Source organism: Pseudomonas mediterranea CFBP 5447 (assembly GCF_000774145.1).
Lineage (GTDB): Bacteria > Pseudomonadota > Gammaproteobacteria > Pseudomonadales > Pseudomonadaceae > Aquipseudomonas > Aquipseudomonas mediterranea.
In genome coordinates this window covers 80,488-101,471 of record NZ_KN322983.1, presented here as the reverse complement: position 1 = coordinate 101,471, position 20,984 = coordinate 80,488, and the positions used below count along the sequence as shown (strand labels likewise).

Sequence of the window (20,984 nt, the reverse complement as noted above, 5' to 3'; positions counted from 1 at the left end):
AAAGCTTGCTCGCGATGGGGCCTCGCGGTTTTCAGTTCAGCCGCTACACCCCGATCGCGGGCAAGCCATGCTCCCACATGAACTGCGTGCTCCCATGGGGTCCGCATGGTTCATAGACGCTGTGTTTCATTGGAGGGTGATATGTTCCCGGTTTCCATCAAAGGCGTGCTGCAATCCCCCGAAGGCCTGGTCGTGCTCATGCTCAACGAGCGGGACGAGTGGGAATTGCCCGGCGGGCGAATCGAATTGGGCGAAACGGCGCCGCAATGCCTGGCCCGGGAGATCATCGAGGAACTCGCGGTTGAGGTGAGCGTAGGGGAGCCGCTGGACTCCTACCTGTTCGAAGTCATCCCTGGCAAACACGTGTTCATTTCCACTTACCGCTGCCAATTGGTGGGCGGCTTCGTGCCGACGGTGAGCCATGAACACAAGGAGATCGGACTCTTCGAGCCGGGCCGCTTACCGGCCAATCTGCCGGAAGGTTATCGCGCCTCGATTGCCAAGGCCTTGCAAGCGTGAGGGCCGCTGGGCCCTCACGCCGGTTCTCATAGGGCGTTCTGCTCGGCCCATTTCGGCTGTACCGAGGGTTGCCATTCATCCAGCGCATCGAGCAGGTCATGGGCTGACGCGCTCACTTGCAGCATGTCGCGATGGGCTGCGCGGACGAAACCTTCATCGACGATATGGTCGAGGAAACCGGTGAGTTTGCTGTAGAAACCATTCACTTCCAGCAGGCCCAGCGGTTTGCCGTGGTAGCCGAGTTGGCCCCAGGTCCAGACTTCGAACAATTCTTCCAGGGTGCCGAGGCCACCGGGCAGGGCGATGAAGGCGTCGCTGAGTTCGGCCATGCGCGCCTTGCGGGCATGCATGCCGTCCACCACTTCCAGGCGGGTCAGGCCGCCGTGGCCGATCTCCTTGTCCTTCAGGCTTTGCGGAATGATGCCGATGACCTCGCCCCCGGCCGCAAGGGCCGCGTCGGCAACGATGCCCATCAGGCCCACGGCACCGCCGCCATAGACCAGGGTGAGCTTGCGTTCGGCCAAGGCTCGTCCCAGCGCTTGCGCCGCTTCACGGTAGGCGGGGTTGGTGCCGGTGCTGGCGCCGCAAAATACGCACACAGACGTAATGGCCATGCTTTTCTCCAGAGTCGGTAACCGCTGCAGAGTAAAGCCTCGCCGAGGTCGTGTGCAAAGGTCGCGCAGACATCAGCCCTCCCGCGCAGGTTTTTCGTAGGTACCACTGGCGCCGCAGGCGTAGGCGGCGAGCAGGCTGCACAACAGGCTGTTGAGGTTCATGGCTGGCGCTCCATTCGGGTTGATGGGGTTGATCATAGGCGGACCCTGTGCGTCTGGCCGGTTGATTGTGTCCATCAGGCTGATAGCCTTAAGTTGTATACAATTTTTGATTCAGGTCATAGGAACTTGTCTGAAATTAAGGCAGTCTTCCCCTTTGAAGGAATTTTCTAACCATGCCTTGGAGATTCATGATGTTTGCCAAACTTGTAGCAGTATCCCTGTTGACACTGGCTAGCAGCCAACTGATGGCAGCGGAGTGCAAGACCACCATCGACTCGACCGATCAGATGTCCTTCAGCACCAAGGCCATCGAGATCGACAAGAGCTGCAAGACCTTCACCGTTGAGCTGACGCACTCGGGCAAACTGGCCAAGGCCGTCATGGGCCATAACTGGGTGTTGAGCAAAGAAGCGGACATGCAGCCGATCGCGACCGATGGCCTGGGCGCCGGGATCGAGAAGAACTACCTCAAGGAAGGTGATGCACGCGTCATCGCCCATACCAAGATCATCGGCGCTGGCGAGAAAGACTCGGTGGAGGTTGACGTGTCGAAGCTGGCCGCCGGTGAGAAGTACGGCTTCTTCTGCTCGTTCCCGGGCCATATCTCGATGATGAAAGGCACCGTAACCCTGAAGTAATCCTTCGGAAATAAAAAAAGCGCCCCTTGCAGGGCGCTTTTTTGTGTCCGGTCAATCCCCAAGGAGCCCGGTGTGGGAGCGAGCCTGCTCGCGATGGCGTCTGGTCAGCCAGCATGGAAGTTGGCTCTGTGAGGCGGTAGCGCTCGTCCGAGCGAGGGACAGGTTTTTGGCGGGCGGCGGCTATGGGGCGTACGGCATTACCCGCTTGTGCTCGGTCTTGCGATAGGTCTCGCAGATGATCCGGGCGGCTTCTTCGCGAATGGTCTGGCCGTGCAGGAAGGCATCGATTTCACCGTAGGTCACGCCATGGGCGGCCTCGTCGGGCTTGCCCGGGGACAGGTCCTCAAGGTCGGCGGTGGGGACTTTTTCCACCAGCGATTCCGGAGCTCCGAAGTCACGGGCGATGGCCCGGACCTGATTTTTCACCAGGCCGCTCAGGGGCGCCAGGTCACAGGCGCCGTCACCGAACTTGGTGAAGAAACCCATCACGGCTTCAGCCGCGTGATCGGTACCGACCACCAGGCCTTGCTCGGCACCGGCGATGGCGTACTGCGCCACCATGCGCATCCGCGCCTTGGAGTTACCCAGCACGAAATCCCGCGCGCCTGGCGTCTTGCCTTCGAATGCCAGGACTTCCTTGGCCAAGGCCTTGACGGCCGGGCCGATGTTGACGGTGTGGCGTTCGTCCGGTGCGATGAAATCCACGCAGGCCTGTGCTTCGTGCTCATCGAACTGGGTTTCGTACGGCAGGCGCACGGCGATGAACTTGTAGGCCGGGTTACCGGTTTTTTCCCGCAGTTCGCGCATGGCGCGCTGGGCCAGCAGGCCGGCCGTCAACGAATCGACCCCGCCGCTGATCCCCAGTACCAGGCTCTTGAGCCCGGAGTTGACGAGGCAGTCCTGGATGAAACTGACCCGGCGAGCGATTTCGGCCTTGAGGGCGGCGTCATCGGCGAACGGTGGCTGGACGTTGAGCTGTTCAGCAATCTCACGCTGTACGGCTTGCATGAATTCACTCCTTGCTTGATAGGCCAGAAAGGGCGGCAGGTACTTGGAAAACATGTCGCATGTAGGCGACGAAATTCGGATCCTTGCAGTGGGTCTTGCCGGGCTCGTCTGAAATCTTGGCCACGGGTTGCCCGTCACAACTGATCATCTTGAGCACGATGCTCATGGGCTCGACGCCCGGGATGTCGCAGGTCAGGTTGGTGCCAATACCGAAGCTGACATTAATGCGACCACGCAATGCACGGAAAATCTCCAGGCATTTGGGCAAGGTCAGACTGTCGGAGAACACCAGGGTCTTGCTCATCGGGTCGATCCCGAGTTTATGGTAGTGGACGATGGCTTTCTCGGCCCAGGCCACCGGATCACCCGAATCATGGCGCAGGCCATCGAACAGCTTGGCGAAGAACAGATCGAAGTCGCTCAGGAAGGCGTCCATGGTGATGCAGTCGGTCAGCGCGATGCCCAGCAGGCCGCGGTACTCGCGCACCCAGCAATCGAGGGCGGCGATCTGGCTGTCGATCAGCCGCGGGCCCAGTTGCTGGTGGGCCATGATCCACTCATGGGCCATGGTTCCCAAGGGTTTCATGTCCAGCTCCCGGGACAGGTGCACATTGCTGGTGCCGACGAAGCGCCCGGGAAAATCGTGCTTGAGCACGTTCACCACTTCTTCCTGGGTGCGATAGGAAAACCGCCGCCGGGTACCGAAGTCCGCCACTTGCAGCTCGGACAATTCCTCGCTGCTGGCGTTGGCAGTCAGCCAGTCGAACTTGCGATACAACTGCTCCCGTGCCTGCTCGAGGATGACCTCACGGTAGCGATAGCGATTGCGTACTTCGCTGACGATGGCCAGCAGCGGTACCTCGAACAGGATCACATGCAGCCATGGCCCGCGCAGGCGGATGAACAGCTCGCCATTTTGAATGCCGGTGTACACGTAGCGCAGGTTGAAGCGAAACAGGCCCAGAAAGCGCAGGAAATCCGGCTTCAGGAAGCTGATGCGTTCCAGGAAACCCAGTTGATCGGCGCTCAGGTTGAGCTCGGCCAGGCGCTCGATCTGGAAGCGGATCTCCGCCAGATAGGGGCGCAGGTCCTCGCTGTTGCGGCATCGAAACTCCCATTCGACTTCAACGTTGGGGTAGTTGTGCAGGACCGCCTGCATCATCGTCAACTTGTAGAAGTCGGTGTCGAGCAGGTTCTGCACGATGCGATCGGCAAACACACTCTCGCTCATGAGGGGTATCTCCAGACAGTTCGCTGCAGCGGGCAGCGTCGGACAGCGGTTTGTGGTCAAGTGGCTAGTGGCGCATAACCCTTGGGGTGATTGCCAGTGTTTTTTGGACACGGAGCTTTTGTGGCGAGGGGATTTATCCCCGCTGGGCTGCAAGGCAGCCCTGAAACCGGGCAACTCGGTGTATCAGGCAGATTGAGTTGTCAGTATTGCCCGACGAAACGTCGGGTCGCCCCTATAATCCCCTCGCCACAGGGCTCTGTGTCGTAGCTCTTACTGTGGTGCATCAGGATTAGCCATCTGCTCCAACATCCACTCCACAAACAGTTTCACCTTGGGCACCTCTGCCGCGTGCTCGGGATAAGCCATGTAATAGGCGCTGGTGCTGGGCATGGCGTGTTGCCAAGGGATGATCAGTTTGCCGTCTGCCAGTTCTTCTTCCACCAGAAAGCGCGGCAACAGGGCGACGCCGCAGCCGACCTGGGCGGCACGGATGCACATGTAGAACGTTTCGAAGCGCGGTCCGTGATAGCTGTGTTCGGTGTGAAAACCCTGGTCGGCGAACCAGTCATGCCAGGCCTGGGGGCGTGATGCGTTCTGCAACAGCACCAGGTCGGCCAGTTGCGTCGGGTCGGTAAAGGGGGTATCCGGCAGGCAGCCCGGCGCGCAGACCGGTACGAGTTCTTCGCCGAACAGTTCCAGGGATTCGGTGCCGGGTCGAGAGCCCTGGCCGAAATAGAACGCCATGTCGCTGCGCCCTTGCAGCAAGTCGTCGGGTTCCTGTTCGCTGCACAGGTCCAGATGGATCTTCGGATGCCGCAGGCGCCAGCCTTTGAGGCGCGGTACCAGCCAGCGCGCACCGAAGGTCGGCGGCGTGGAGACCCTCAAGACTTCGGTGTCGCCACCGTAGGAGCGCAGGTAGTGGGTGGACATTTCGACCTGGGTGAGAATCTTCCGGACTTCACCCAGGTACAAGTCGCCGGCCGGCGTCAGCTGCAAGCGCCGACGCACGCGGCGGAACAGCAGGTGCTGCAACAGTTCCTCGAGCTGTGCGACCTGCTTGCTGACGGCGCTCTGGGTCAGATGCAACTCTTCGGCAGCACGGGTGAAGCTCAGGTGACGGGTCACCGCTTCGAAACATTGCAGTGCCGTAATCGATGGTAAATAGCGTTTATTGAGCATCCTGAGGCCTATTTGCGGTGGCTCGTCATATCCGTTCATGGGGCAGCATGAATAAACGGAATGATATCTCGCTTAAAGGTCGTTTGTTGGCAAGACTCGGGCCAGCTACAACTACAGTCCTGATCAGCCGTGTTCGTCCGGCTGCCGATTTTCGTCTTTCGCTTGAGGAATTGACCATGGTTGCTGCATTGCTTGATCGTCTGGGTGTCGACCCGGCCCTGTACCAGAACGGCACACAGTCGGTGCACTCGCCCATCGACGGCAGTCGTATCGGCGCGGTGAACTGGGAAGGCGCGGCCGAAGTCGAGCAGCAGGTCAGCCGCGCCCAGCGTGCCTTCGATCTGTGGCGCCAGGTCCCGGCCCCGCGTCGCGGCGAGCTGGTGCGCCAGTTTGGCGACCTGCTGCGTGAGTACAAGGCCGATCTCGGCGAGTTGGTGTCCTGGGAAGCCGGCAAGATTACCCAGGAAGGCCTGGGTGAAGTGCAGGAGATGATCGACATCTGCGATTTCGCCGTCGGCCTGTCCCGTCAACTGTACGGCCTGACCATTGCCTCCGAGCGTCCGGGCCACCACATGCGTGAAACCTGGCATCCGCTGGGCGTGGTCGGGGTGATCAGTGCGTTCAACTTCCCCGTCGCGGTCTGGGCCTGGAACACCGCGCTGGCCCTGGTGTGCGGCGATTCGGTGATCTGGAAGCCTTCGGAAAAGACCCCGCTCACCGCCCTGGCGTGCCAGGCGCTGTTCGAGCGGGCGCTGAAGAATTTCGGCGATGCGCCTGAGTATCTGTGCCAAGTGATCATCGGCGGTCGCGATGCCGGTGAAGCCTTGGTAGATGACCCGCGCGTAGCGTTGATCAGCGCCACCGGCAGCACCCGCATGGGCCGGGAAGTGGCGCCGAAGGTCGCCGCGCGCTTTGCCCGCAGCATCCTCGAACTGGGTGGCAACAACGCGATGATCCTGGCGCCGAGCGCCGACCTCGACATGGCCGTGCGTGCCATCCTGTTCAGCGCCGTCGGCACCGCCGGCCAGCGTTGCACCACCCTGCGCCGCCTGATCGCCCATGAGTCGGTGAAAGAAGAAATCGTCACCCGCCTCAAGGCTGCCTACTCGAAAATACGCATCGGCCATCCGCTGGAAGGCAACCTGGTAGGGCCGCTGATCGACAAGCACAGCTTCGACAACATGCAGGACGCTCTCGAACAGGCCTTGAGCGAAGGCGGTCGCGTATTCGGCGGCCAGCGTCAGCTCGAAGACCAGTTCCCGAATGCCTACTACGTGTCGCCGGCCATCGTCGAGATGCCGGAGCAGAGCGACGTGGTCCGCCACGAGACCTTCGCACCGATCCTGTATGTGGTCGGCTACAAGGACTTCGCCGAGGCCCTGCACCTGAACAACGCCGTGCCGCAAGGCCTGTCGTCCTGCATCTTTACCACCGACGTGCGTGAAGCCGAACAGTTCATGTCTGCGGTGGGCAGTGACTGCGGCATCGCCAACGTCAACATCGGCCCGAGCGGCGCGGAAATCGGCGGCGCTTTCGGTGGTGAGAAAGAAACCGGCGGCGGACGCGAATCCGGCTCCGACTCGTGGCGCGCCTACATGCGTCGCCAGACCAACACCGTGAACTACTCGCTGGAGTTGCCGTTGGCCCAGGGGATTACGTTCGACTAAGCAGCTTCGAGCAGCAAGCGCCAAGCTTCAAGCAAATCCAGCTTGGCGCTTGAAGCTTGTTGCTCGCAGCTGCTCCAGACTTGGAGCTTGCAATGCCGTTACGCGAAGAATGTCTGTGGGAAAAACTGACGCCGCAAAGGCCTGAAAACCCTGCGCTCACGGGTGAAGTCACGGTCGACGTCTGCGTGATCGGCGCAGGCTTCACCGGGTTGTCGGCGGCGGTGCATTTGCTGGAGCAAGGCAAGCGCGTCGCGGTGCTGGAGGCCCATCGGACCGGGCATGGCGGCTCGGGGCGCAATGTCGGGCTGGTGAACGCGGGCTTGTGGATCCCGCCGGATGAGATCGAGGCCGGTTTCGGCGAAGCCGTCGGCAGCCAGCTCAATCGCATGCTGGGTGCAGCACCGGCGCTGGTGTTCAGTCTCGTCGACAAATACAACATCGATTGCCAGTTGCGCCGCGAAGGCACGCTGCACATGGCCCATAACGCCCGGGGCGAGGCAGACCTGCGCAGCCGCGAAGAACAATGGAAGCGCCGCGGCGCGCCGGTGGAGTTGCTCACCGGCCAGGCCTGTGTCGAAGCGACGGGCACGTCGAAAATCGCCGCGGCCTTGCTGGACCGACGCGCCGGCACGCTCAATCCGATGGCCTATGTCAGTGGATTGTCCGAGGCTGCGTCGGACCTGGGTGGTCAGCTGTTTGACCACTCCCCCGTGACACGCCTGGAACGCCAGGGCCAGCGCTGGTCGGTACAGACGGCGCGGGGTTCGGTATTGGCCGAGCAGGTGGTCATCGCCTCCAATGCCTACACCGAAGGCGAATGGACTGAACTGCGGCGCAATTTCTTCCCCGGCTATTACTACCAGGTGGCGTCCGTCCCATTGTCCGGCGAGGCGGCGCAACGCATCCTGCCGGGCGGCCAGGGATCGTGGGATACCCGTCAGGTATTGAGCAGCATTCGCCGCGACCAGGACGGCCGTCTGTTGCTCGGCAGCCTGGGCAACGGCAACCGCAAGCCCATCTGGTTCCTCAAGGCCTGGGCGGATCGGGTGCAGCAGCACTACTTCCCGTACCTCAAGTCAGTGCAATGGGAATCCACCTGGACCGGCTGCATCGCCTTCACTCCGGACCATCTGATGCGACTGTTCGAGCCGGCGCCCGGATTGGTGGCGGTCACCGGTTACAACGGAAGGGGTGTGACGACCGGGACAGTGGTGGGCAAGGCCTTTGCCGATTACCTGTGCCATGGCGACGCGAAAGCGTTACCGATTCCCTTTGCGCCGATGCAGCCAGTGGCCGGGGCGGGCGTACGCAGTTGCCTGTATGAAGCGGGGTTCTCGCTGTATCACGCGGGCCAGTGCCTGCGGATCGTCATTTGAGTGTTGAAAAGTGTTGCCGGAACCGGCGTTTTCCGGTGTAGGGTCTAGCCTGTTATGGTGCGGGTTGTAGCAGTTGTGCACCGGCAGTGTGCAGTTCGGTGACGCAGGTTGTTACAGGCTGGTTGCACGCCGTTTCGCGCGATGGTTGCAATGATGGCTCATGGAAGGTTGTACTGATTTAAGCGACGGGTTGCACCTTGTGCGGTTTAGACGGTTGCACGCCCTATGAAAAAGGGCCCGAAACAGTCGAAATAACAATAAAGCAGCGACTTTTTTCAGAATAAAAAACCGATGGCACGGCCCTTGCTCTGAGCTTTTCAGTGAAGTCGCAGTGCCAACTAAAAAAAACCTTGGAGCACCACCTCATGTCCCAGACGTTTTACAAGAAAGGCTTTCTGGCCCTTGCCGTTACAGCGGCAATGGGTGTTTCCGCGTTTGCCCATGCAGACTTCAAGATCGGTGTAGCGGGTCCCATGACTGGCGCCAACGCAGCATTCGGCGAGCAGTACATGAAAGGGGCGCAGGCGGCAGCGGACGAAATCAACGCCAAGGGCGGCGTGAACGGCGAGAAGATCGTCCTGGTGAAAGGCGACGACGCGTGCGAGCCGAAGCAGGCCGTGGCCGTGGCCAACCGCTTTGTCGACCAGGACAAGGTGAACGCCGTGGTCGGTCACTTCTGTTCTTCGTCGACCATCCCGGCTTCCGAAGTCTATGGTGACGCCGACATCATGGCCATCACCCCAGGTTCCACCAACCCGGCTGTCACCGAGCGCGGCCTGAACGCGATGTTCCGTATGTGCGGTCGTGACGACCAGCAGGGCGTTGTCGCCGGCGACTACATCGTCGACGTGCTCAAGGGCAAGAAAGTCGTGGTACTGCATGACAAGGACACCTACGGCCAAGGCCTGGCGGATGCCACCAAGGCCCAGTTGGCCAAGCGCGGCGTGACCCCGGTGCTGTACGAAGGCCTGACCCGCGGCGAGAAAGACTTCAGCGCCGTGGTCACCAAGATCCGCGCGGCCGGTGCCGACGTGGTCTACTTCGGTGGCCTGCACCCGGAAGCCGGCCCGCTGGTTCGCCAACTGCGTGAACAAGGCCTCAAGGACGTGAAATTCATGTCCGACGACGGCATCGTGACCGATGAACTGGTGACCACCGCCGGCGGCGCGCAATACGTCGATGGCGTGTACATGACCTTCGGTGCCGACCCACGCCTGCTGCCGGACAGCAAGTCCGTGGTAGACGCATTCCGTGCCAAGGGCACCGAGCCTGAAGGCTACACCCTGTATGCCTACGCTTCCGTCCAGACCCTGGCTGCCGCTTTCAACGGTGCCAAGTCGAACAAGACCGACGCTGCCGCCGAATGGCTCAAGGCCAACCCGGTCCAGACCGTGATGGGCAAGAAGGAGTGGGACAAGAAGGGCGACCTGAAGATCTCCGACTACGTGGTCTACCAGTGGGACAAGGACGGCAAATACCATCAGTTGGAAAAACAGAAGTGATTTGAAGGGATAACGGCTTGTGGCGAGGGAGCTTGCTCCCGCTGGGGCGCGTAGCGGCCCTGAAAACAGGACTGCTGCGCAGTCCAGCGGGAGCAAGCTCCCTCGTCACGATCACCCTTCCCGGGCCAAGACCCACCTGTCTTTTCTCCCGAAAGCTGTGCGCCCATCGTGTAGCCTCGGCGGCTGAACCCCGGTCCGTCGCTGCGGTGTGCGTGCAGTCTTTCAAATGCGTGAGATTGCGTTATGGATGGTATTTTCCTGCAGCAACTGATCAACGGCCTGACCCTCGGGTCGGTCTATGGTCTGATCGCCATCGGCTACACAATGGTCTATGGCATCATCGGCATGATCAACTTCGCCCACGGCGAGGTTTACATGATCTCCGCGTACCTCGCGGCAATCAGCCTGGCCTTGCTGGCTTATTTCGGTATTGAATCCTTTCCGCTTATGATCCTCGGCACCCTCGTGTTCACGGTCGTGGTCACCGGGGTATATGGCTGGGTCATCGAACGCGTCGCCTACAAACCGCTGCGCAACTCCACCCGCCTGGCACCGCTGATCAGTGCCATCGGCATTTCGCTGATCCTGCAGAACTATGCACAGATCAGCCAGGGCGCCCGCCAACAGGGTGTGCCGACACTGCTCGAAGGCGCCATGCGCATCGATATCGGTACCGGCTTCGTCCAGCTCACCTACACCAAGATATTCATTCTGGTCGCCGCGTTCGCCGGGATGGCCTTGCTGACCTACATCATCAAGTACACCAAGCTCGGACGCATGTGCCGTGCCACCCAGCAAGATCGCAAGATGGCCTCGATCCTGGGGATCAACACCGACCGGGTGATTTCCTATGTGTTCATCATCGGCGCGGCCATGGCGGCCCTGGCCGGTGTGCTGATCACCATGAACTACGGCACGTTCGACTTCTATGCCGGCTTCATCATCGGCATCAAGGCGTTCACCGCGGCGGTCCTCGGCGGCATCGGTTCCCTGCCTGGGGCGATGCTCGGCGGGATCATCCTCGGGATCTCCGAATCGCTGTTCTCCGGTCTGATCAACTCCGACTACAAAGACGTGTTCAGTTTCTCCCTGCTGGTGATGATCCTGATTTTCCGTCCCCAAGGCCTGCTGGGTCGCCCACTCGTGGCGAAGGTATAAGTATGTCTGCTGCCAATAAACCGATGGATATCAAACAGAGCGTCATCGACGCGATCCTGGCGGGCCTGATCTCGCTGATCGTGTTCGGGCCGATTGTCGGCGTGGTGCTCGAAGGCTACAGCTTCAACCTGCAACCGGCCCGTGTCGGCTGGCTGGTGGGGATCGTGATGATCGGGCGTTTCGCCTTGAGCCTGTTCCTGCAAACGCCCAAGGGCCTGAAGGTACTTCAGGGTTTCGAAAGCCCCGGTTCCGGCGTGCACGTCCTGCCACCGGACTACAAGTCGCGCCTGCGCTGGATCATCCCGGCGTTGATCGTGATTGCCATCGTCTTTCCGTTTTTCGCCAACAAGTACGTGCTCACCGTGGTCATCCTCGGGCTGATCTACGTGTTGCTCGGCCTGGGCCTGAACATCGTGGTCGGCCTGGCGGGCCTGCTCGACCTGGGTTACGTGGCGTTCTATGCCATCGGCGCCTATGGCCTGGCGCTGGGTTACCAGTACCTGGGGCTGGGGTTCTGGACCGTGCTGCCGCTGGCGGCAATCGCGGCGGCGATGGCAGGATGCATATTGGGTTTCCCTGTGTTGCGAATGCACGGTGACTACCTGGCGATCGTGACCCTGGGCTTCGGCGAAATCATCCGGCTGGTGCTCAATAACTGGCTGTCGTTCACTGGCGGGCCGAATGGCATGCCCGTGCCGTCGCCGACCTTTCTCGGCCTGGAGTTCGGCCGCAAGGCCAAGGAAGGAGGGGTGCCGTTCCACGAGTTCTTCGGCATCGACTACAACCCGAACCTGAAATTCCTGTTCATCTACATCGTGTTGTTCATCGTTGTGCTGCTGGTGCTCTACATCAAGCATCGCCTGACACGCATGCCGGTCGGCCGCGCCTGGGAAGCCTTGCGCGAAGACGAGATCGCCTGCCGTTCCATGGGCCTGAACCACGTGCTGGTCAAGCTTTCGGCGTTCACCATCGGTGCCTCCACGGCCGGTCTGGCCGGGGTGTTCTTCGCCAGCTACCAGGGGTTCGTCAACCCGTCGTCGTTCACCTTCTTCGAGTCGGCGCTGATCCTGGCGATCGTGGTCCTGGGCGGCATGGGCTCGACCGTGGGCGTGGTGATCGCGGCATTCGTGCTCACCGTGGCGCCGGAACTGCTGCGCAGTTTCTCCGAATACCGCGTGCTGCTGTTCGGCGTATTGATGGTGTTGATGATGATCTGGCGACCTCGCGGCCTGATCCGCATCAGCCGTACCGGTGTGACGCCGCGTAAAGGAGTAGCGCCATGAGCGAAGTCGTACTCTCAGTCGAAAACCTGATGATGCAATTCGGTGGCATCAAGGCCCTCAGCGACGTCAGCCTGCAGGTCAAGCGCAACTCGATCTTCGCCCTGATCGGCCCCAATGGCGCGGGCAAGACCACGGTGTTCAACTGCCTGACCGGTTTCTACAAGGCCTCGGGCGGCAAGATCGAGCTCAACGTGCGCGGCGAGCGGACCAACGTCATCAAGCTGCTGGGCGAAGCGTTTCGTCCCAGCGATTTCGTCTCGCCGAAATCCTTTGCCAGCCGCCTGTACTACAAGATGTTCGGCGGTACCCACCTGGTGAACCGTGCCGGCCTGGCGCGTACCTTCCAGAACATCCGCCTGTTCCGGGAAATGTCGGTGCTGGAAAACCTGCTGGTGGCCCAGCACATGTGGGTCAACCGCAGCCTGGTGGCCGGCATCCTCAACACCAAGGGCTATCGCAAGGCCGAAAGCGACGCGCTGGACCACGCTTTCTACTGGCTCGAAGTGGTGGACCTGGTGGATTGCGCCAACCGCCTGGCGGGTGAGCTTTCCTACGGTCAGCAGCGCCGCCTGGAAATTGCCCGGGCCATGTGCACCCGTCCGCAGGTCATCTGCCTCGACGAACCGGCCGCGGGCCTCAACCCTCAGGAAACCGAAGCGCTGAGCGCGATGATCCGGCTGCTGCGCGACGAGCACGATCTGACCGTGGTGCTGATCGAACACGACATGGGCATGGTAATGAGCATTTCCGACCACATCGTGGTGCTGGACCACGGCAACGTGATCGCCGAGGGCGGTCCGGAGGCGATTCGCAACGATCCGAAGGTGATCGCGGCCTACCTGGGTGCCGATGAAGAGGAACTGGTATGAGTGGACCGATCCTCGAACTCAAGGAACTGGACGTGTTCTACGGGCCGATCCAGGCCCTGAAGAAAGTCTCGATGCACATTGGCGAAGGCGAGACCGTTAGCCTGATCGGCTCCAACGGTGCCGGCAAGTCCACGCTGCTGATGTCGATCTTCGGCCAGCCGCGCGCGGCCAGCGGGCAGATCATCTACCAGGGTGTGGACATCACCCACAAGTCGTCCCACTACATCGCGTCCAACGGCATTGCGCAGTCGCCGGAAGGGCGGCGGGTGTTCCCCGACATGACCGTCGAGGAAAACCTGCTGATGGGCACCATCCCCATCGGTGACAAGCATGCCAGTGAAGACATGCAGCGCATGTTCGAGCTGTTCCCGCGACTCAAGGAGCGACGCAACCAGCGGGCCATGACCATGTCCGGCGGCGAGCAGCAGATGCTCGCCATCGCCCGGGCATTGATGAGCCGGCCGAAGTTGTTGTTGCTCGATGAGCCGAGCCTGGGGCTGGCGCCGATCGTGGTGAAGCAGATCTTCGCCACCCTGCGGGAATTGGCGTCCACCGGGATGACCATCTTCCTGGTGGAACAGAACGCCAACCACGCCCTCAGGTTGTCGGACCGGGCCTACGTGATGGTCAACGGCGAAATCCGCCTGACCGGCACCGGCAAGGAGCTGCTTGCCAACGAAGAAGTGCGCAACGCGTATCTGGGCGGGCACTGACGCCGATAAGGCAATAAAAAACCGGCGAGTGATCGCCGGTTTTTTATTGCCTTCAGAACCCACCACCCCCTGTGGGAGCGAGCCTGCTCGCGATAGCGATAAACCTGTCAGCATCCACGGGCCTGACCCACCGCTATCGCGAGCAGGCTCGCTCCCACAGGGGAAATGGATGTGGCGGAAGAATTGTGGACAACAATCCACAGCCCTTGCCAAACCGCGACATAAAGTCGCCGCAAACGGTTGTTTTGCCAAGGTTTTGAGTTGTCCCCGTTTGCTGTGGAGCCGGCTGTGGGTAACGTGGGAGTAGCTGGCTGGACGCCTTTAAATACGTGGCTTGCAGGGCTGCGATCATTTTTTGAACAGCCGTTTTCAAGCGTGCGGGAGTGCAGGTTGTCAACCCTTTTCTGAGCACTGGAACAGCCTGGTAAATCTGTGGGCAAGCCTGTGGATAAGTCTGTGACTAAACTCTGGAAAGACCGCTCTGAGGGCCGTGGTTACTGGCTCCGAGCCATCGTCTCCTTCAGCTCCGGCTTATAGCAGAGAATCCGTTCTGCACAACCTCATATGCAGGGTCAAGGGAAAAAAAATTTCCCGAGGCCGCGCAAAGCCTTATGCACAGCGGCTTGCGGGGTTTTCAGTTGCCCCCGATTACTGTGGACGTGCCTGTGGATAAGGTGCGGGCAACAGGCTACGTGCCTTGTCCTGCAAGGGCTGGCGCCGTTTGATCGTTTTATGATCAGGCTGGCCTGGACCAACATCCGTGGCGGACAGTTGCCGCTCGCTGTCGGGCCGGGCATGCTGTGGGCCGATCCCGTTCAATGGCTGCCTCAAGCCCAATCAAGGAGAACATGATGTCCAATACCCTGTTTATCACCGGGGCGACGTCCGGATTCGGTGAAGCCTGTGCCCGTCGTTTTGCCGAAGCCGGTTGGAAACTGGTGCTGACCGGGCGCCGTGAAGAGCGCCTCAATGCCCTCTGCGCCGAGCTATCGAAACAGACCGAAGTCCATGGCCTGGTATTGGATGTGCGCGACCGCAAGGCCATGGAGGAGGCAATCGCCAATCTGCCGCCGTCCTTCGCCACACTGCGTGGCTTGATCAACAACGCCGGACTGGCCCTGGGGGTCGACCCGGCACCCAAGTGCGACCTCGATGACTGGGACACGATGGTCGACACCAATGTCAAGGGGCTGCTCTACAGCACGCGCCTGCTACTGCCGCGCCTGATTGCCCATGGCCGCGGCGCGGGGATCATCAACCTGGGTTCCATCGCCGGCAACTACCCGTACCCGGGTAGCCATGTGTATGGCGCGAGCAAGGCATTCGTCAAACAGTTCTCGCTGAACCTGCGCTGCGACCTGCAGGGGACCGGCGTGCGGGTCAGCAACATCGAGCCAGGCCTGTGTGAGAGCGAGTTCTCACTGGTGCGCTTCGGCGGTGATCAGGAGCGCTACAACGCGACCTATGCCGGGGCCGAGCCGATCCAGCCGCAGGACATTGCCGAAACGATCTACTGGGTGCTCAACACGCCAGCACACATCAACATCAACAGCCTGGAGCTGATGCCGGTGAGCCAGACCTGGGCCGGGTTTGCCATTGAGAGAAATAACAAAAGATAGGACCGCGTTATCGTTCATCGCGGGCAAGCCTTGCTCCCACGGAAAGCTCAGTACTGTGGGAGCAAGGCTTGCCCGCGATAGCAGTCGACCGGTCAACCCAGGTAATCGGCCAACCCGCGATAGCAGGTCATCAAGTGATACGGCGTGGTCGAGGGCATGTCCCGGCGACTGACGAGGCCGTCGGCATCAAGGCATTCGTTCCAGCCCTTGGCATGCAGGAAATGCTGTTGCAGAGCCTGCAGCTGACGCAGCAGCACGTCCTGGCTTCCCGGGCGCAGGGTGAGGGCGCGCAGGTACTCGGCCTGGGCCCAGATGCGTTGGGTGGCGTCGCGGGCGACAGCCTCCGGCGCCAGGCCCAGCATGGCGCACACCGCACCGGACTGCGGGTTCACGCCCTGTTGCTCGGTATAGCCAAAGCTTCGCTCCAGGGTGGTGTGCAATTTGCCGCCTTGGAGCAGGGGCGACGAGGCCAGCAGGAAATACCACTCGAACTGGTGTCCCGGCTCGTACCAGTTATCCACAGCCTTGAGCGGCTTCTCCATCATCACGCCCAGCTTCGGCTCAATGAAGCGCTTGGACATCCCGTCACACAGGCTCAGCAGTGCCTGGCGAACGGTTGCGTCCTCACGGACCGAGAGGGTGGCGAGGAAGGCTTCGGCCAGGTGCATCAAGGGATTTTGCAACGGACCGGATCCGAGCGTCGACCAATCGCGCTTGAGATTGGCCTCGTAAAGACCGTCGCCGGTGGCGAAGCGCCGGGCAATGACTTCCAGGGCGGCGTTGAGCACCGATTCCACCAGCGGCTCGCGAACCTTGTCCCAGTAATGGGCGCAGGCGAACAGGATGAAGGCGTGGGTATAGAGATCCTTGCCGGTATCCAGCGGGGCGCCTTGCGGGTCGATGCTGTAGAACCAGCCGCCGTATTCGCCATCGTGGAAGTGCCGCTGCAGCGAGCGGAACAGCACCGCGGCCCGTTCTTCGGCCCCTGTCACTCCGCCGATCAGGCTGGCGAACACATACAGCTGTCTTGCGCAGGCCATCGCGCGGTAGCGTTGGGGCGGCAACGGCGTGTGGGTGGCATCCAGGGATTCGTAGGGCAGCGCCAGCTCGGCGTTCCAGCCCGGGCCTTGCCACATGGGCACGATCACCTCGTGGAAATGCTGGCGCACTGTTGCGAACAGGGCGATCAACTCAGGCGAAGGAGCGGGGCGGGAAGCATCGGGCATGGGCGGACGTCGTCACGGCAGGGGCGATTGCGCGACATGGTAGCAGAGTGACTGACTTCAGATAGGTAGCGCCTGCAAGTCTGTCATCGCGAGCGGGCTCGCTCCCACATAGACGGCGTACACCCATCCACTGTGGGAGAGTGACCGACTTCAGATAGGTAGCGCCTGCAAGTCTGTCATCGCGAGCAGGCTCGCTCCTACATGGACGGCGTACACCCATCCACTGTGGGAGCGAGCCTGCTCGCGATGAGGCCCTTACAGGCACTGAAAAATCAACCTGCCAACAACCAGACCCCAACCCCCGCCGAAGCCGCCCCCGCCAGACGCACCAATGGCGCAGCCGCTCGCGGCAATACGCGCACCAGGGCGAAACCTGCGCCATGCAACGCCGCCGTCGCCGCGACGAATCCGGCCGCGTACGCCCAGGGGCTCGACATGTCCGGCAGCTCCAGTCCATGGGCTACGCCATGGAACAACGCAAACAATGCCGTCGCGGCAACCGCCAGGCTCAATGGCGGACGCACGGCCAGCGCCACCGCCAGGCCCAGGGCCAGCACCGAGGCGGCGATCCCGCTTTCCAATACCGGCAACTGCATGCCTGCGAAGCCGAACAAGCCGCCGATCAGCATCGTGCCGATGAAGGTGCAGGGCAACACCCAGCGTGCGGAGCCTTGTTGTTGTGCCGCCCACAAGCCGACCGCGAGCATGGCGAGCAGGTGATCCAGGCCGCCGATGGGGTGCCCGAGGCCGGCAATCAGACCATTGTCGCCATGGCCGGGGTGGGCGAAGGCCAGGGCCGGGGCCAGCAGCAGGGCGAGGGCGCCGAGGATGCGTTTGAATGTCATGAAGAAGCTTCCTTGTTGAAAAGTCGAAAAAATCAAGCGGCCGTCAACAGGCCCTGGCGCTCGATGAACGCGATGATCTCGTCCAGGCCCTGGCCGGTTTTCTGATTGCTGAAGACGAATGGCTTGCCGTTGCGCATCCGCCGGGTGTCGCTGTCCATCATCTCCAGGGAAGCGCCTACCAGCGGTGCCAGGTCGATTTTATTGATCACCAGCAAGTCGGACTTGCAGATACCCGGCCCACCCTTGCGTGGCAACTTGTCCCCAGCCGATACGTCGATCACGTAAAGGGTCAGGTCCGACAGTTCCGGACTGAAGGTCGCCGAGAGGTTGTCGCCGCCGGACTCCACCAGGATCAGATCCAACCCCGGGAAGCGCCGGTTCAACTGGTCCACCGCTTCGAGGTTGATCGAGGCGTCTTCGCGAATGGCCGTGTGCGGGCAGCCGCCGGTTTCGACGCCAATGATCCGTTCCGGCGCCAGGGCTTCGTTGCGCACCAGGAAGTCGGCGTCTTCGCGGGTGTAGATATCGTTGGTGACCACCGCCAGGTTGTAGCGCTCGCGCAGGGCCAGGCACAGGGCCAGGGTCAGGGCGGTCTTGCCGGAGCCCACCGGGCCGCCGATGCCGACGCGCAGGGGTTGTGTATTCATTGTTGGTCTCCTAGGAACGGAACAGACGGCTGTACTGGCGCTCATGGGCCATACACGCCAGGGACAGGCCAAACGCGGCGCTGCCGTAATGTTCGGGGTCGATGTTCGAAGCGTTGTGCTGGGCCTGTTGCAGCAACGGCAGCAGCTCGCTGGTCAGGCGCTGGGCGGCTTGCTGGCCGAGGGGAAGGGTTTTCATCAGCACCGCCAGTTGGTTTTCCAACCAGCTCCACAGCCACGCGGCGAGCGCGTCCTGGGGAGTGATGTCCCAGGCGCGGGCGGCCAGGGCCCAGCCCAGGGCCAGGTGGGGTTCGCTGCGTTGTTCGAGAAAGCGCCGGGCGGCCCCGTCGAGTTCCGGCAGGCCGCCGAGCAGTTGCTGCAACGAATAGCCCATCTGTCGGCTCTCCTGGTACAGCTCGCGGGTTTCCCGGCTGGCGCGGTGTGCTGCGCAGTGTTGCTCCAGGGCGTCCCAATCCTCGGCCGCAGCGGCGGTGCAATGGGCGAGCAACAAGGGCGCTTCGAAGCGTGCCAGGTTCAACAGCAATTGATCGCTGATCCATCGGCGCGCGTCGTCGGCTGTGTTGATCAGGCCGTTATCCACCGCCATCTCCAGCCCTTGGGAATAGCTGTAGCCGCCGATGGGCAACTGCGGGCTGGCCAGACGCAACAGCGCCCAGGCCGGGTTCATGTGCGCACGCCGAACTGATGCAGGCGCGGTGCGTAGTTGAAGTCTTCCTCGCCATGCCGCGAATGGTGATGGCCGCCGCCATAGGCGCCATGTTCGGGTTGGAAAGGGGCTTCGATGGCGGCGACGCTGGCGCCCAGTTGTTCGAGCATTGCCTTGAGCACGTAATCGTCCAGCAGGCGCAACCAGCCATCGCCCACTTGCAGGGCCACATGGCGATTGCCCAGATGATAGGCCGCGCGCGTCAGCTCGAAGCCATTGGCGCAGGTGACGTGCAGCAATTGTTCGGGACGGGCGCAGACCCGTACGATACGGCCGTCTTCGGCCTGGAGGTATTCGCCGTCATGAAGCGGCGGCTGACCCCGCTCCAAAAACAATCCCACGTCTTCGCCCTCGGCACTGAAACAGCGCAGGCGACTTTTGCTGCGGGCATCGAAAGTCAGACGAAGCTCCGCATCCCAGCGGGGTTGAGTGTCGATTCTGCGATGAATCACCAGCATCGGAGTGCTTCCAGCAATGAACGGTGCTGTGTTTAGAGCAAGGGGCTTGCCAATCGAAGATGGCGTAGGAAATGGGCGTGGGATGCTTGGGATAGCTTGCTGCGCGCTCCGAACCGGTGCACGCAGCAAGGTGTTTGCACTGTTTTATGGCGTGCAACGAACCTGTGGGAGCGAGCCTGCTCGCGATAGCGGCGGCTCAGTCAACTTCCATGTGTCTGATCTACCGCCATCGCGAGCAGGCTCGCTTCCACAGGGCGATTACTCGGTGCTGCCCAAGCCTTGCCAATGCTTGAGGCCGATAAAGATAAACCGCAGTTGCTGGGTGATCTTCGCCTGGGGCGTGAGGTGGTCGGGGGGCGCTTCGACGGGAGGGTCGATGATGTCGGGCAGGGTGGCGAACACGCTCTTGACGATGAGGTCGGCCATCACGCTCAGCCCGGCCAGTTCCAGATGCTGCAGTTTCGGCATCAACGCCAGGTCGGCGGCCAGGTCCGAGCTGATGGCTTCGCGCAGTTGTGCAATGGCCTGGCGTACCGGCAGGGAGCCGCCGTACTGTTCGCGGGCAAGGAACAGGAACTGCGATCGGTTGGCTTGCACCACGTCGAGGAAAATCCGCACCGACGCATCGATGATGCCGCCCATGACGAATTCGTTGTGACGCACCAGCCGGATGGTTTCGCGGAAGGTCTGGCCCACTTCGCTGACCAGCGCCAGGCCCAATTGATCCATGTCGTCGAAGTGCCGGTAGAAACCAGTGGGTACAATGCCCGCCGTCTTGGCCACTTCGCGCAGGCTCAGGCTGCCGAACCCCCGGCCGCACTCCATCAGATGACGGGCCGCGTCCATCAGGGCAATTCGGGTCTGTTGTTTCTGTTCGGCGCGGGGCAACATCGCAGGACTGACTTCCGAGTCATGGGAGCGAGGCACTTTAGCAAATCGGCTTTGCCGACGTCGAACGTAGAGGGGGATTACGCGGGGGAAGCGGGGCTTGAAAAGTCAAAAGCCCGATTGCAGGAATCGGGCTTTTTTCACGGCCACCATGGGCTCAGCTCACTTTGCTGTTGCGTTCGAGGGCCCGATCACTGCCGTCTTCAACCAGACCTTTTTCTTCCAGGCGGTCACGACCACCTTCGGCGAGTTGACCCTGAGGGGTGTTGTTGTAGCCGTCTTCGGCGAGTTGACCCTGAGGTGTGTTGTTGTAGCCGTCCTCGGCGAGCTGGCCCTGAGGAGTGTTGTTGTAGCCGTCTTCGGCGAGCTGGCCTTGAGGGGTGTTGTTGTAGCCGTCTTCAGCGAGCTGGCCTTGAGGGGTGTTGTTGTATCCGTCTTCAGCGAGTTGGCCTTGACGGGTTTGGTTGAAGCCGTCTTCGGCAACAGTCTGGCTATACACAGAGTGGCTGTCCTTGACCTGTGGTGTAGCCTGTTCGGAAGCTGGCAGGGCGAAAGCGGTGGAGGCCAGCAGTGAAAGGGAAAGACTCATCAGTAATTGGCGTTTCATGATCGTTGCTCCTCGGGAGGGCTAAAAAGTGGGTACGAGGGCAATGCTACT

General features: G+C 61.5%; 21 protein-coding genes. 10 read left to right on the top strand and 11 right to left on the bottom strand.

Features of this window, described 5'->3' with window-relative positions; translation table 11 throughout:
* The first annotated feature begins 141 nt into the window (after positions 1-141).
* Positions 142-519, top strand: a complete 378-nt coding sequence (locus N005_RS06010; protein ID WP_047700318.1) for an NUDIX hydrolase — start codon at positions 142-144, stop codon at positions 517-519.
* Between the two features lie 26 nt (positions 520-545).
* Here the strand turns inward: N005_RS06010 and N005_RS06005 are convergent, their stop codons facing one another.
* Positions 546-1,133 carry a cytokinin riboside 5'-monophosphate phosphoribohydrolase gene (locus tag N005_RS06005; RefSeq protein WP_047700316.1) on the bottom strand — a complete coding sequence of 196 codons (588 nt, stop codon included), beginning with the start codon at positions 1,131-1,133 and terminating at the stop codon, positions 546-548.
* Positions 1,134-1,486: 353 nt separating this feature from the next.
* Between N005_RS06005 and azu the strand changes: the two genes are divergently transcribed.
* Positions 1,487-1,933, top strand: coding sequence for an azurin (azu, locus tag N005_RS06000; RefSeq protein WP_047701011.1), 447 nt, complete (start codon positions 1,487-1,489; stop codon positions 1,931-1,933).
* Positions 1,934-2,113: 180 nt separating this feature from the next.
* Here the strand turns inward: azu and nadE are convergent, their stop codons facing one another.
* From nadE to N005_RS05985, 3 genes are all read right to left on the bottom strand, one after another.
* Entirely contained in the window at positions 2,114-2,941 is an 828-nt protein-coding gene (nadE, locus tag N005_RS05995; RefSeq protein WP_047700315.1) for an ammonia-dependent NAD(+) synthetase, read from the bottom strand.
* A 4-nt stretch (positions 2,942-2,945) separates the two neighbouring features.
* Positions 2,946-4,172: a nicotinate phosphoribosyltransferase gene (pncB, locus tag N005_RS05990; RefSeq protein WP_047700313.1), complete on the bottom strand. Its 1,227-nt coding sequence runs from the start codon at positions 4,170-4,172 to the stop codon at positions 2,946-2,948.
* Between the two features lie 270 nt (positions 4,173-4,442).
* The gene (locus N005_RS05985) at positions 4,443-5,351 is read right to left on the bottom strand and encodes a LysR family transcriptional regulator (RefSeq protein ID WP_047700311.1); all 909 of its coding nucleotides are present in this window, start codon (positions 5,349-5,351) and stop codon (positions 4,443-4,445) included.
* 176 nt (positions 5,352-5,527) lie between these two features.
* Here N005_RS05985 and amaB point away from each other — a divergent pair, with 176 nt between their 5' ends.
* From amaB to N005_RS05945, 8 genes are all read left to right on the top strand, one after another.
* Positions 5,528-7,018 (top strand): L-piperidine-6-carboxylate dehydrogenase, encoded by a 1,491-nt coding sequence (gene amaB / locus N005_RS05980; protein ID WP_047700310.1) that lies wholly within the window; start codon positions 5,528-5,530, stop codon positions 7,016-7,018.
* Between the two features lie 92 nt (positions 7,019-7,110).
* Entirely contained in the window at positions 7,111-8,394 is a 1,284-nt protein-coding gene (amaA, locus tag N005_RS05975) for an L-pipecolate oxidase (protein ID WP_047700308.1), read from the top strand.
* A gap of 365 nt (positions 8,395-8,759) precedes the next feature.
* A complete protein-coding gene (locus N005_RS05970; protein ID WP_047700307.1) occupies positions 8,760-9,896 on the top strand; it encodes an ABC transporter substrate-binding protein in 1,137 nt (378 codons plus the stop codon).
* A gap of 243 nt (positions 9,897-10,139) precedes the next feature.
* Positions 10,140-11,054 (top strand): ABC transporter permease subunit, encoded by a 915-nt coding sequence (locus N005_RS05965; protein ID WP_047700306.1) that lies wholly within the window; start codon positions 10,140-10,142, stop codon positions 11,052-11,054.
* A 2-nt stretch (positions 11,055-11,056) separates the two neighbouring features.
* Positions 11,057-12,337 carry a high-affinity branched-chain amino acid ABC transporter permease LivM gene (gene livM / locus N005_RS05960; protein WP_047700305.1) on the top strand — a complete coding sequence of 427 codons (1,281 nt, stop codon included), beginning with the start codon at positions 11,057-11,059 and terminating at the stop codon, positions 12,335-12,337.
* Complete coding sequence (locus N005_RS05955; RefSeq protein ID WP_047700304.1) at positions 12,334-13,206, top strand: ABC transporter ATP-binding protein; 873 nt, start codon at positions 12,334-12,336, stop codon at positions 13,204-13,206. Before livM ends, N005_RS05955 begins: the two co-directional genes overlap by 4 nt.
* Entirely contained in the window at positions 13,203-13,919 is a 717-nt protein-coding gene (locus N005_RS05950) for an ABC transporter ATP-binding protein (protein WP_047700303.1), read from the top strand. The genes N005_RS05955 and N005_RS05950 overlap by 4 nt, the downstream gene beginning before the upstream one ends.
* An 851-nt stretch (positions 13,920-14,770) precedes the next feature.
* Positions 14,771-15,538 carry an SDR family oxidoreductase gene (locus N005_RS05945; RefSeq protein WP_047700302.1) on the top strand — a complete coding sequence of 256 codons (768 nt, stop codon included), beginning with the start codon at positions 14,771-14,773 and terminating at the stop codon, positions 15,536-15,538.
* A 92-nt stretch (positions 15,539-15,630) separates the two neighbouring features.
* Here the strand turns inward: N005_RS05945 and N005_RS05940 are convergent, their stop codons facing one another.
* From N005_RS05940 to N005_RS05910, 7 genes are all read right to left on the bottom strand, one after another.
* Complete coding sequence (locus tag N005_RS05940; RefSeq protein ID WP_047700300.1) at positions 15,631-16,764, bottom strand: AGE family epimerase/isomerase; 1,134 nt, start codon at positions 16,762-16,764, stop codon at positions 15,631-15,633.
* Between the two features lie 272 nt (positions 16,765-17,036).
* Positions 17,037-17,609 carry a HupE/UreJ family protein gene (locus N005_RS05935; protein ID WP_047700298.1) on the bottom strand — a complete coding sequence of 191 codons (573 nt, stop codon included), beginning with the start codon at positions 17,607-17,609 and terminating at the stop codon, positions 17,037-17,039.
* 32 nt (positions 17,610-17,641) lie between these two features.
* Positions 17,642-18,256, bottom strand: coding sequence for an urease accessory protein UreG (gene ureG / locus N005_RS05930; RefSeq protein ID WP_041020088.1), 615 nt, complete (start codon positions 18,254-18,256; stop codon positions 17,642-17,644).
* Positions 18,257-18,266: 10 nt separating this feature from the next.
* Positions 18,267-18,941 carry an urease accessory protein UreF gene (locus tag N005_RS05925; RefSeq protein WP_047700296.1) on the bottom strand — a complete coding sequence of 225 codons (675 nt, stop codon included), beginning with the start codon at positions 18,939-18,941 and terminating at the stop codon, positions 18,267-18,269.
* Positions 18,938-19,438, bottom strand: coding sequence for an urease accessory protein UreE (gene ureE / locus N005_RS05920; protein ID WP_047700294.1), 501 nt, complete (start codon positions 19,436-19,438; stop codon positions 18,938-18,940). Before ureE ends, N005_RS05925 begins: the two co-directional genes overlap by 4 nt.
* 258 nt (positions 19,439-19,696) lie before the next feature.
* Positions 19,697-20,329 (bottom strand): TetR family transcriptional regulator, encoded by a 633-nt coding sequence (locus N005_RS05915; protein ID WP_047700293.1) that lies wholly within the window; start codon positions 20,327-20,329, stop codon positions 19,697-19,699.
* Positions 20,330-20,483: 154 nt separating this feature from the next.
* Complete coding sequence (locus tag N005_RS05910; protein ID WP_047700291.1) at positions 20,484-20,933, bottom strand: hypothetical protein; 450 nt, start codon at positions 20,931-20,933, stop codon at positions 20,484-20,486.
* Between the last annotated feature and the right edge of the window lie 51 nt (positions 20,934-20,984).